Genomic DNA, 11,627 nt, shown 5'->3' with positions numbered 1-11,627 from the left:
ATTTCTTCATATTTACAGTATGTTCCTTCTTCTGGTGTTTTAAAAGAACCGAAGTTAAAAAGCGGGGCAAGCTGCCCCGCTTTATCCTATCGACGTAACCCGAGTTTCTTGATCAGTTCGCGATAACGAGTGATATCCTTCTTCTTCAGGTAGTTTAGCAAGTTACGGCGTTGACCTACCATTTTCAGAAGACCACGGCGAGAATGATGGTCTTTTTTATGATCTTTCAAGTGGTCATTTAACTCGTTGATCCGATAAGTTAAAATCGCGATTTGCACCTCTGGGGAACCCGTATCACCATCGTGTGTTTTAAATTCATTGATGATTTCTCGTTTGCGTTCATTAGATAATGCCATAGATGATCCTCCTTAATTTTAAACCCCTGTAACCCAGAACACCGTCGAGGCCTCGGTGAACCGAGCTAAGGTTACTTACAGTTGGTGACTGTTTCCAAATAATTTTACCATAAGAGAAACATAAGTACAATATTCTTATTCCACCAGTGACCTTAACCACTGATCCGCTTCCTGACGGTCTCTTTCAATCTGTTCAACCAAGGCATCCATGTTCCGGAATTTCCGTTCTTCCCGCAAAAAATGATAAAAGCAAACCCTTATTTGCTTGTCGTAAAAGTTGCCGGACCGCTCCAGCAGGTGCACTTCCAGTCTTTCGCGCGAAGCAGGGTCTGAAAACGTCGGGCGGACTCCGATATTCATCAACCCATATGATTCAGCCCCATCCACTGAGGCTTTCACAAGATATACCCCGGACCGGGGAACAAGATACGGCATTTCCAGGTCAAGATTTGCTGTGGGATATCCCATCAGCCTTCCCCGCTGATCTCCTCTAATGACTGTTCCAGCCAAAGAATAAGGGCGTCCAAGAATTTGCCACGCCGTATGCATATCCCCTTCAGCTAACGCTTGGCGCAAGCACGTGCTGCTAACCGCAACTCCATTCTGCCGGATCGGGTCGATAATTTTTGTCTTGAAATGTCCTTTTCCGAGTTCCACCAGATCCCGTGCTTTCCCTTCTGCGGCGCGGCCAAACGAAAAATTGAATCCGGTAACCACACCTTTTGCACCAAGCGGCAATAAAAATTGCGCTACAAATTCTTCCTTGGACAAGGCAGACAAGTTTTGGTCAAAACGGACAACAAACGCTTTTTTTACACCTAACCGTGCAAATTGGGCCAATTTCTCCGATAGAGGAGTCAAATAGCGCCTGATGGAATCCTTGCCCAAAACTTCACGCGGATGCGGATCAAATGTCATTACGGCCGGAGTAACACCCAGTTCCTCAGCCAGTGATACGGCTTCCTTGATTACTGCCTGATGTCCCCGATGTACGCCATCAAAAAAACCGATGGCCAGCGAAACAGATTCCGGGTTTATCGATTGGTCAAGCGGGTACATTAAGTGTATCGTTTCCATTTACTCCACATCCCGAAAAACTTTTTCAGGTTTTGCCAAATCATCAGAGATGATCCGATAAACAGCGCAAAAAACGCCTGAGCTGGCATAAACGCGAACAAGCTGATTTTCCATGAACTTTTCACCGGATTCAGGAATCTGTATCTTCCACCCGTCATAAACTTTCTGAATATCTTCATCCCCGACAACCAGGCTTGGCATGAAAGAAATGCCTTCATCCAGCCGGGTTAAATGGTCTTGCCAGGTATTTTGCTCACTGATTTGCTCCAGCTCATCCAGGGAATAACAATCTTCCAGATGAAACGGACCGCTTTGGGTTCGCACAAGGGATACCATGTGGGAAGGATATCCCAGCTTTTTCCCGATATCCACACACAATGTGCGAATATATGTTCCTTTGGAGCAAAGAACCTCAAACGCAATTTCAGGATAATCCCCCTCCGTTATTCCCCGCAACTTCAATTCATAAATATGGACGGTACGGGAAGGACGGTCTACCCCAATTCCTTTGCGTGCCAATTCATACAGGTGGCGCCCGTTGATCCTGACTGCTGAATACATTGGCGGTACCTGTTCCAATTTGCCGACAAAACCGGCCAAAACGCGTTCTGCCTGATCCGGATGGACTGGATCGACCCATTCCGCCTGCTCGACAATTTTGCCCGTCTGGTCTTCCGTTTCCGTGGAAATCCCTAACTTGAGTACCCCTTGATAACGCTTGGGCATATCCTGAAGATATTCAACAAGCCGGGTTGCCTGTCCCAAACAAACAGGTAGCACGCCTTCCACTTCCGGATCAAGCGTGCCAGTATGACCAGCCTTTTTTTGCTTTGTCAAACGGCGGACAATTGAAACAATGTCATGGGATGTAAATCCTCTTGGTTTTCGTACGGGCAAAATCCCATGGCATTTCATTACACTTCACACTCCTGCTTCAACTTCGACTGAACCAGGGATAAAACGCGATGATGCGCTTCTTGCAATGTTCCGCTGATGCTGCAGCCAGCAGCACGGGCATGTCCGCCCCCGCCAAACGATTTTGCCAGGTTCCCCACGTCTACCATTTCCCTTGACCGAAAGCTGACCTTGATCGTTCTATCATTTGTTTCATGAAATAAAATCCCTACGTCGACCCCATAAATATTTCGGGCGTAATTGACGATTCCGTCCAGGTCCTCATGTGAATTTGCAAACCGGTCAATATCCTGTTTTCTCAGATCCATCCACGCAACCAACCCGTCTTCCGACTTTTGCAGCGTTGACAAAGCCGTTTGAAGCAGTTGCAATTGTTCCATCGTAACGGTTTCCAGGACGGCATCGGCAATCTTGTGAGATTCAATTCCTGTCTCCAGCAGTTTAGCCGCCTGCGTGAACACTTTTGAAGAAGTGTTGGAATAACGAAATCCTCCCGTATCCGTCAGCAGTCCCGTATAGATGCAGGCAGCCAGTTGTCTGTCAACCGGGAAATCGGCCTCTTCGACCCAATCAAATATGATTTCCGCTGTTGCAGCGGCCTGGGGCTGAATAATATTAATAGTGCCATACCGGTCATTGGTTGCATGATGGTCAATATTTACGACAATTGCTTTTTCCCGGATCAATGAACGGCAGCTTCCCATTCTTTCAGCATCCGCACAATCCAGGGCAATCGCATACGGAAATATCTCTGAAACACTGTCTGCCAGCTTTATTTCTTCAACTCCCGGCAGAAAAGAGAATTTTTGCGGGATCGGGCTTTCATTCACCATTGTCACTTTTTTCCCCAGTTGTCTCAACACATATCCCATCGCCAACGTGGAACTGATTGCATCGCCATCCGGGTACAAATGGGCTACCACCAGGATGGGATCGGCGTTTTCCAAAAAAAGGTGAAACTGTTCAAATTGGTTCATTGTTCTTCTTTCTCCTGTTTATGAACATCATGTAACAGACGGTTAATGTTCTCACTGTATTCCAGTGATTGATCAGCCACGAAAATGAGTTCCGGCACATGACGCAATTGAATGCGATGGCCCAGTTCAGAACGAATGAAACCTTTGGCCTTTTCCAATCCCTGCCATGTCTGCTGCTTTTGTTCCGAGCTTCCAAGAATGCTGACATAGACTTTGGCAATTTGCAAATCCCCACTCATTTCAACACCTGTCACGGTAACAAATCCTATGCGGGGATCCTTGATTTCCTGCTGAATAATCCGGCTGAGCACTTTTTTGATCTGTTCTCCTACACGACTCACACGTATCCGTACCACGAATCAAACCTCCTGTCGCCAATCTCAAAATGTCACATCTGCTGCAACAACTTCCAGGCCGTCCGTATTTTCAAGCAACTGGAGTGCCTGTCTCAGTTCATTTTCAACGATTCGCCGACTACCTCCAACACCAACGACAGTAAGCGAGACAAACTGACGATTGTCCTGATCCGCAACTTCTGCCACCGACAGATTGAACCGGTTTCTGATTTTGACCTGCACACTCTGGATCACCCTGCGCTTGTCTTTCAGGGAGAAAGAGGCGATTAGGCGCCCCTTAAACTCCAAAACACCAATGTACAATTTACATCCGCTCCACTTCCTGGATAACGTAAACCTCGATTTGGTCTCCTTCTTTGATGTCATTATAGTTTTGCAAAGTGAGGCCGCATTCATACCCTTGCGCAACTTCTTTCACATCATCTTTGTAACGTTTGAGCGTATCCAGTTCTCCATCGTGAATGACAACCCCGTCGCGAATGAGTCGGGCATGCCCGTCACGAACCACCTTGCCTTCTGTCACATAACAACCGGCAATGGTACCAACACGGGATACTTTAAAGATTTGCCGAACTTCCGCCATGCCTACCACTTTTTCTTCATACTCGGGATCCAGCAGCCCTTTCATGGATGATTCGATTTCCTCAATTGCTTTATAAATGACACGATGGAGACGGATATCCACTTTTTCCTGCTCGGCAACCGACCGGGCATTGGGTTCCGGCCGTACATTAAAACCGATAATAATGGCGTTGGAGGCTGAAGCCAGAATAATGTCTGACTCGGTAATCGCACCTACTGCCGTGTGGATGATTTTTACGCGGGCCCCTTCAACATCAATTTTTTCCAGCGAGCTTTTCATCGCTTCCACCGAGCCCTGTACATCTGCTTTAATAATAACATTTAATTCCTTGACTTCGCCTTCCTGGATTTGTTTAAACAGATCATCCAGCGAAACGCGGGTATTTTCTCCACGTTCCTGCTCTTTTTGTTTTGACTGGCGTTTTTCTGCAATCGCACGACCTTTTTTCTCATCCTTGAATACCATAAATTGATCTCCGGCATTTGGCACGTGAGACAACCCGATAATCTCAACAGGTGTCGATGGAAGGGCATATTTGACACGCCGGCCCCGGTCGTTCACCATAGCACGGATTTTACCAAAATAATTCCCTGCCACAATCCCGTCGCTGACATGCAGGGTTCCATTTTGTACAAGAACGGTAGCCACGGCTCCCCGACCCTTATCCAGTTCGGCCTCAATGACAACCCCGCGCGCCCGTTTGTTGGGGTTGGCTTTCAATTCCTGCACTTCAGCGACAAGAAGAATCATCTCCAGCAAATCTTCGACTCCTTCTCCCGTCAGGGCGGATACCGGAACAAAAATGGTATCTCCTCCCCATTCTTCAGGGATGAGTCCGTATTCGGTCAGTTGCTGTTTCACATGATCGGGCCTTGCCTCCGGTTTATCTATCTTGTTGACAGCAACAATAATGGGAACATCCGCTGCTTTCGCATGATTGATCGCCTCAACCGTCTGAGGCATGACCCCGTCGTCAGCCGCAACAACCAGAATGGTGATATCGGTCACTTCTGCCCCCCGGGCACGCATTGTTGTGAAAGCGGCATGCCCCGGCGTATCCAGAAAGGTAATCTTTTTATCGTTAATCTCTACCTGATATGCTCCGATATGCTGCGTAATCCCGCCAGCTTCCCCTTCGGTCACCTTGGTATGGCGGATTTTGTCAAGTAAAGTGGTTTTTCCGTGGTCTACGTGTCCCATAATCGTAACCACCGGCGGACGCTCAACCAGATCTTCAGGAGCATCCACTTCCTCGATCTCTTCAAAGTTGCTCTCATCCACTTCTTCCTTGAAAATGAGAGTTACGTCGAATTCCTCTGCCAACACAGACATGGTTTCAACGTCAATCTCCTGATTGATCGTCGCCATGATTCCAAGAGAAATCAGTTTCTTGATGACGGCAGAAGCCTCCCTGCGCAACATTTTGGCAAATTCCCCAACCGTCATCGGCCCAGAAACGGTAATTTCCTTTGGCAAAACAGGGGCTTGCTTTTCCTTGCCTGCCTGTTTCCTGTCTCCTTTGTTTCTGCGTCCTTTACCTTTGCGGTTCATATTTGTGTCACGATTTTTGGAATGTAAGGACCTGCCTTTTTTTTCTTTTCGCTGGCGTTTCGTTTCGTGATGTTCAGATGGATCAGCGGCACCGGTCTTACGTGCCTCATCGGCATGCCCGCGGTTGGAACTGCCTTGTTGATTCTGGCGGCCTGCGCTGCCGGACGGACGTTTCTTGTTCTGGCCCGCAGGCAGCTGTTTCCTGTTGCCGTTTGACGGGGACTTCCCTTTTTTCGCCCCCTGGGACCGGACTTTCTCCTGTGAGGATTTTTCATTGTTTTGCTTTAACCTCTGATCCGCTTTCCGGATCATTTCATCATTCATCACACTCATGTGGTTATTCAGCTTGAAACCAAGATCTTGCAGGATGTGCAAGACTTCTTTACTGTTCCTGTTCACTTTTTTGGCATACTCATATACACGCATTTTGGTCAAATCCATTCACCCCCGGTTACTTACTGCCTGACTTCATCAGCAAACGGGCAAAACCTTGATCGGTTACAGCTGCAACGACACGTTCTTCTTTACCGATCGCTTTTCCAAGTTGCTCCCTGTTTCCGCATCGCATCAGGGGAACATTGTAAAAACTGCATTTGTCGGCGATCTTCTTTTTCGTGTTTCTTCCGGCGTCCACAGCCAATAAAACCAACCATGCCTTTCCCGAACGAATTTCCTTTAACACGAATTCTTCTCCTGAAACGACCCTGCCGGCCCTCATTGCAAGTCCCAGTTGTTGCAACAACTTATCCATTTTGTTGTAACTGCCTTACATGATCCCGGAGCTGATCGTACAATTCAGGCGGAACTTGTGTCTTAAGGGCACGGTCCAATACTTTTTTCTTCTGTGCCAAATCGATGTATTCCATTCGGGCGCACAAATAGGCACCACGTCCCGATTTTTTTCCCGTGGGATCAATAACCACTTCATTGTCCGGCGTTCTTACAATCCGAATAAGACTCTTTTTCGGAAACATTTCCTGGGATGCCACACATTTTCTCATTGGTATCTTTCTCTGTCTCATACTTAAGAACAACCTCCCCCCATGAAAAATGGTTATTCAACTTCTACATCCACTTTGCCCATTTCAACGGAATCATCAAAGGTTGGCTCTTCAGGTTTTTCGCTCTCTTCCTCCATCATCTCTTCAACTTCCGATTCACTTTTGATATCGATCTTCCAGTTGGTCAGCTTGGCAGCTAGGCGTGCGTTTTGGCCCTCTTTCCCGATGGCAAGGGACAACTGGTGATCCGGCACAACAACCCTCGCCATTTTCTGGTCTTCATAAATGGTGACGGAAATGACTTTGGAAGGACTCAGTGCATTTGCGATCCATTCGTCAATATTTTCCGACCAGCGAACAATATCAATTTTCTCTCCGCGCAGCTCATTGACTACTGTTTGTACCCGGGCTCCCCGATGCCCTACACAGGCGCCAACCGGGTCAACATCGGGATTGCGGGAAGAAACGGCCACTTTGGAACGATGCCCGGCTTCACGGGCAATAGCCTTGATCTCCACAACCCCATCGTAAATTTCCGGAACTTCCAATTCAAACAGACGTTTCAACAATCCCGGATGGGTGCGGGACAAATAAATTTGCGGCCCTTTTGTCGATTTTTCCACCTTGGTGATATAAGCTTTCACCCGGTCACCGTGCTTGAACCGTTCCCCGGCAATCGTTTCATTGTGGGGCAACAGAGCTTCAATCCGCCCCAGATCCACATAGTAAAACCGGCTGTCTGTCCGTTGGACAATTCCTGTAATAATGTCTTCTTCCCGGTCAATAAAATCTTTATAAATCGCCGAACGTTCCGCTTCCCGGATTCGTTGGGTAACAACCTGTTTGACTGTCTGGGCAGCAATTCGTCCAAAATCTGCCGGCGTCACTTCAATCTCCACAATATCCCCCAATTGATAATTGGGATCAATCTCACGCGCCGCATCCAGCGAAATTTCCAGACGGGAGTCGACTACCTCATCCACGACCGTTTTGCGGGCAAATACACGTACCAGGCCGGTTTGCCTGCCCACGTCAACACGTACATTTTGCGCAGAGTGAAAATTGCGTTTGTACCCGGAAATCAATGCAGCTTCAATCGCCTCAATCAATATGTCTTTACTGATCCCTTTTTCTTTTTCTAATTGATCAAGGGCCTCGATGAACTCAGCATTCATCGGCCTAATCCTCCCTTCGCGTTAAAAAACGACGCTTAATCGTGCTTTGGCCACCTTGTCGAATGGAATCTCGAACGATTTCTCTTCTTCGCCTACAGTGAGAGTCGTTCCGTCAAAATGGCGAAGAACCCCTTCAAACACTTTTTGCCCTTCGATCGGCTCAAATGTGGTAATATAAACATTCTTGCCGATCGCTTTCCGGAAATCCTTTTCTTTTTTCAGCGGTCTCTCCACCCCGGGTGAAGATACTTCCAGGATATACGCTCCCGGAATCGGGTCTGCTTCATCAAGCGCTTCACTCAATTTTTCGCTGATGCGGGTGCAATCATCCAGATCAATACCACCCTCTTCCCGGTCGATAAAAATGCGCAAAAACCAATTTTGCCCTTCTTTTTTATACTCAATGTCAACCAGCTCAAGGCCTTCTTTTTCAACAATTGGTTGGGCAACTTTCTGTACGGTTTTTGTAACTTGCCGGCTCAAAGCCAACCCTCCTTATTTGGCTAATAACATCTTTGATAAAACGCAAAGAGTGGGTGAAATAACCCACTCTTTGCCCGCACAAGATGTATCTACAATAAGTATAGCCAAAGCGATTATAACACAATCATCAAAAGAGGCGCAATTACAATTATCATCCCCGCGCTTTCTGTCAATTTTCAGCTATGGTTTCAACAAGGCAGCTTCCAGATCAAATGAAAAGAAATTATCCGACCAATTTGTATACAGGAAATGAAATCGTGTAAAATTCGGAGTAAACCGGTGCTCCAATTCCTACAATGGCAAACCGGATAACAGTATTTAAACATTGATTTCTTCATCTCAACCCGGGCAACGAGGGACTTGTCCGGAAAAATATTTCTGAATTAACAAGTACAGTAGTATACTGGAAACAAAAGGTATTAAGGAGGTAAATCCATGCCCAAACCACAATCAAACAAGAAGCTTCCTCTTCGCTCGGAAATCCCGGCTGAATTCACCTGGCGCCTGGAAGATATATTTCCCAGCGATGAGGATTGGAATAAAGAATATGACGAAATTAAAAAACTGATTCCGGGAATCGATAGATTCAGAAATGTTTTGGGACGTTCGTCTCAAGATTTGTTGAAAGGATTGCAATTTCAGGATGAATTGCTCATGCGGCTCGACAAACTTTATACATATGCCCACATGCGGTTAGATCAGGATACAACCCAGTCTTTCTACCAGGCAATGAATAACCGGGCCAGAAGCTTGTATACAGAAGCTTCCAGTGCCATGTCATTTATTGTCCCCGAAATCCTTTCCATCCCGGAAGAAAAACTGAACACCTTCCTGGCTGAAAACGAACAGCTGCAAGTTTACAGGCATGCATTGGAAGAATTAAACACCAAAAGGCCATACGTTTTGTCTCAAAAAGAAGAAAAGATCCTGGCACAGGCAAGCGACGCGCTGCAAACAGCAGCCAACACCTTTGGCATGCTGAACAACGCGGATCTGGTCTTCCCGACAATCATCGATGAAGATGGCAGCGAGGTCGAAGTTACGCACGGCCGATACATTCATTTCATGGAAAGCCGCGATCATCGCGTACGAAAAGATGCCTTTGAAGCCGTCTACTCCACGTATGGCAAATACCAGAATACCTTTGCCAGCACCTTGAACGGCGCGATCAAGAAAAACAATTTTTATGCCAATGTCCGTGGTTACAAGTCGGCCCGTCATGCGGCCCTGAGCAAAAACCAGATTCCCGAGACAGTATATGATCAATTGGTTGATACGGTTAACAGGAATTTGCCCCTTTTACATCGGTACATGTCCATTCGCAAAAAAGCATTGGGGCTTAAAGAAATGCATATGTACGACATTTATACGCCTCTGGTCAAAGATGCCTCGTTTAAAATATCCTACCCGGAAGCACAGAAAATTTTGCTCGATGCCATGAGTGTCATGGGTGAAGAGTATGTCTCCATTCTTCAGGAAGCTTATGAAAACCGCTGGGTGGATGTGTATGAAAACAAGGGGAAACGAAGTGGTGCCTATTCATCGGGAGCTTACGGAACCAGTCCCTATATTCTCCTGAACTGGCAGGACAATATTGATAATTTGTTTACCCTTGCCCATGAATTTGGCCATTCGGTCCACAGCTATTTCACCCGTAAAAACCAACCTTTTGTATACGGAAACTATTCCATTTTTGTGGCTGAGGTTGCATCAACCTGCAATGAAGCCCTGCTCAATGACTATTTGCTCAAGCAAGTGGACGACAAGCAAAAACGCTTATACCTGCTAAACCACTATTTGGACGGTTTCAGGGGCACCGTGTTCCGCCAGACCATGTTTGCCGAATTTGAACACCTGATTCATCAGAAAGCACAAGCAGGGGAAGCTTTAACTCCCCATGTCCTGACTTCCTTGTACTATGAATTGAACAAGAAATATCATGGGCAAGACATGGTAAGCGACAAGGAAATCGGCTTGGAATGGGCACGAATTCCGCATTTCTATTACAACTATTATGTATATCAGTATGCTACCGGGTTCAGTGCTGCAGCCGCTCTATCCCAAAAAATTCTGCATGAAGGAAAACTATCCGTCAACCGCTACCTTTCCTTCCTGAAGGCCGGCAGTTCTGACACACCGATCAATGTACTCAAAAAAGCGGGAGTGGATATGACTTCTTCTGCGCCTATTGAACAGGCACTGCAAACATTTAAAGACAAACTGGATGAATTTGAACAGCTGCTGTTAAAAGCCTAGCAACCTGGTCAATTTCCCTGTTTTGGAACGTATCAGGCCCCTCCCTGGTAAAGAGAGAGGCCTGACGCCTGTTTTACCATTTTTTAGACCATCTTTCCCCATCACTTCGACGAATAAATATTTTTTATTTTTGGGTGATTAAGAATTTTTGGCCAGTTTTCTTTTCACATCTGCCTGGATTTGCCTCAGAATATGCCAATCGGCGCTGGTCCAGTTTTTTGGTAGCAAAGCCTTTTTATAAAATTCTACCGTTTTGGCGGATAGCCCAATGCCTTATCCAATAAAAAATGAAACTCGGGCGATTTGGGCTGAACCTGCTGGAACTGATTGATAAAATATTGTTTTTGCTCTTCCCTTTGGAAGAAAAGATAGGTATCCGCATCATCGATCAAATTGATTCCGTTATTTTTTAAATTTAAATATGGATAATTCTGTTTTAGATAAAAAACCATGTGATCCAATAATTTTTCAAGGGTTGTCCCATATATCGCCGGCTTGTGACCAAACAGAAACATTTCCATATAGTTCATACCATCACCCTGTTTGAAAAAGTTTATCCAACCGGTTCTTCAGCAGACTACAAATTCATCCCGGTCAATTTCTTTCGCCAATGCCTGCCATAGCAAAATAATTTTCTGTCTGGCAAAAAATATGTCTCTTTTCTTCCAGACAGTTAACGGGCGTGACAATGAATTTCAGCTTTTCGGGACTGATTTTTCTGAATTGTATCCTTGCATTGTTTTATCATATTTATGTGCCAACTTGATGATGAGCCAGAAGGACCACTATCGTTAAAAAATATCATAATCTGCTTGCAACAAAAAAGGCTGTTGACAAAAGAAGGTCAACAGCCTTTTTTGCGTATTCCTTGAAAACCGAAGAGTGAACAACCGCGAC

13 protein-coding genes are annotated in these 11,627 nt (G+C 46.1%); 1 reads left to right on the top strand and 12 read right to left on the bottom strand.

The genetic code is table 11. The features are described 5' to 3' along the window. Positions 1-86: 86 nt before the first annotated feature. From rpsO to rimP, 11 genes are all read right to left on the bottom strand, one after another. On the bottom strand, positions 87-356 hold the full coding sequence (gene rpsO / locus H2C83_RS07275) for a 30S ribosomal protein S15 (RefSeq protein WP_181739273.1): 270 nt from the start codon (positions 354-356) through the stop codon (positions 87-89). A gap of 135 nt (positions 357-491) precedes the next feature. After that, entirely contained in the window at positions 492-1,433 is a 942-nt protein-coding gene (locus H2C83_RS07270; RefSeq protein ID WP_181739271.1) for a bifunctional riboflavin kinase/FAD synthetase, read from the bottom strand. After that, positions 1,434-2,348 carry a tRNA pseudouridine(55) synthase TruB gene (truB, locus tag H2C83_RS07265; protein WP_181739269.1) on the bottom strand — a complete coding sequence of 305 codons (915 nt, stop codon included), beginning with the start codon at positions 2,346-2,348 and terminating at the stop codon, positions 1,434-1,436. Beyond that, entirely contained in the window at positions 2,348-3,325 is a 978-nt protein-coding gene (locus H2C83_RS07260; RefSeq protein ID WP_181739267.1) for a DHH family phosphoesterase, read from the bottom strand. The genes truB and H2C83_RS07260 overlap by 1 nt, the downstream gene beginning before the upstream one ends. Beyond that, positions 3,322-3,681, bottom strand: a complete 360-nt coding sequence (gene rbfA, locus H2C83_RS07255; protein WP_181739265.1) for a 30S ribosome-binding factor RbfA — start codon at positions 3,679-3,681, stop codon at positions 3,322-3,324. The genes H2C83_RS07260 and rbfA overlap by 4 nt, the downstream gene beginning before the upstream one ends. A 24-nt stretch (positions 3,682-3,705) precedes the next feature. Next, positions 3,706-3,984 carry a DUF503 domain-containing protein gene (locus H2C83_RS07250; RefSeq protein ID WP_181739263.1) on the bottom strand — a complete coding sequence of 93 codons (279 nt, stop codon included), beginning with the start codon at positions 3,982-3,984 and terminating at the stop codon, positions 3,706-3,708. 1 nt (position 3,985) lies between these two features. Continuing rightward, positions 3,986-6,250 carry a translation initiation factor IF-2 gene (gene infB / locus H2C83_RS07245; protein WP_246333800.1) on the bottom strand — a complete coding sequence of 755 codons (2,265 nt, stop codon included), beginning with the start codon at positions 6,248-6,250 and terminating at the stop codon, positions 3,986-3,988. 16 nt (positions 6,251-6,266) lie between these two features. Continuing rightward, positions 6,267-6,566: a YlxQ family RNA-binding protein gene (locus H2C83_RS07240; protein ID WP_181739259.1), complete on the bottom strand. Its 300-nt coding sequence runs from the start codon at positions 6,564-6,566 to the stop codon at positions 6,267-6,269. Next, the gene (gene rnpM / locus H2C83_RS07235; RefSeq protein WP_181739257.1) at positions 6,559-6,837 is read right to left on the bottom strand and encodes an RNase P modulator RnpM; all 279 of its coding nucleotides are present in this window, start codon (positions 6,835-6,837) and stop codon (positions 6,559-6,561) included. The genes H2C83_RS07240 and rnpM overlap by 8 nt, the downstream gene beginning before the upstream one ends. Before the next feature lie 32 nt (positions 6,838-6,869). After that, complete coding sequence (nusA, locus tag H2C83_RS07230; protein ID WP_181739255.1) at positions 6,870-7,991, bottom strand: transcription termination factor NusA; 1,122 nt, start codon at positions 7,989-7,991, stop codon at positions 6,870-6,872. A gap of 21 nt (positions 7,992-8,012) precedes the next feature. Continuing rightward, a complete protein-coding gene (gene rimP, locus H2C83_RS07225) occupies positions 8,013-8,474 on the bottom strand; it encodes a ribosome maturation factor RimP (protein WP_181739253.1) in 462 nt (153 codons plus the stop codon). Between the two features lie 435 nt (positions 8,475-8,909). Between rimP and pepF the strand changes: the two genes are divergently transcribed. Next, positions 8,910-10,730: an oligoendopeptidase F gene (gene pepF / locus H2C83_RS07220; RefSeq protein WP_181739251.1), complete on the top strand. Its 1,821-nt coding sequence runs from the start codon at positions 8,910-8,912 to the stop codon at positions 10,728-10,730. Positions 10,731-10,975: 245 nt separating this feature from the next. Here pepF and H2C83_RS07215 read toward each other — a convergent pair whose 3' ends face one another. Further along, positions 10,976-11,260, bottom strand: coding sequence for a hypothetical protein (locus H2C83_RS07215; protein ID WP_181739249.1), 285 nt, complete (start codon positions 11,258-11,260; stop codon positions 10,976-10,978). Between the last annotated feature and the right edge of the window lie 367 nt (positions 11,261-11,627).

The organism is Thermoactinomyces mirandus, from assembly GCF_013868055.1.
Lineage (GTDB): Bacteria > Bacillota > Bacilli > Thermoactinomycetales > Thermoactinomycetaceae > Thermoactinomyces > Thermoactinomyces mirandus.
Note: the sequence above shows the minus strand (reverse complement) of the source record. Positions and strands in the feature narration are given on the sequence as shown.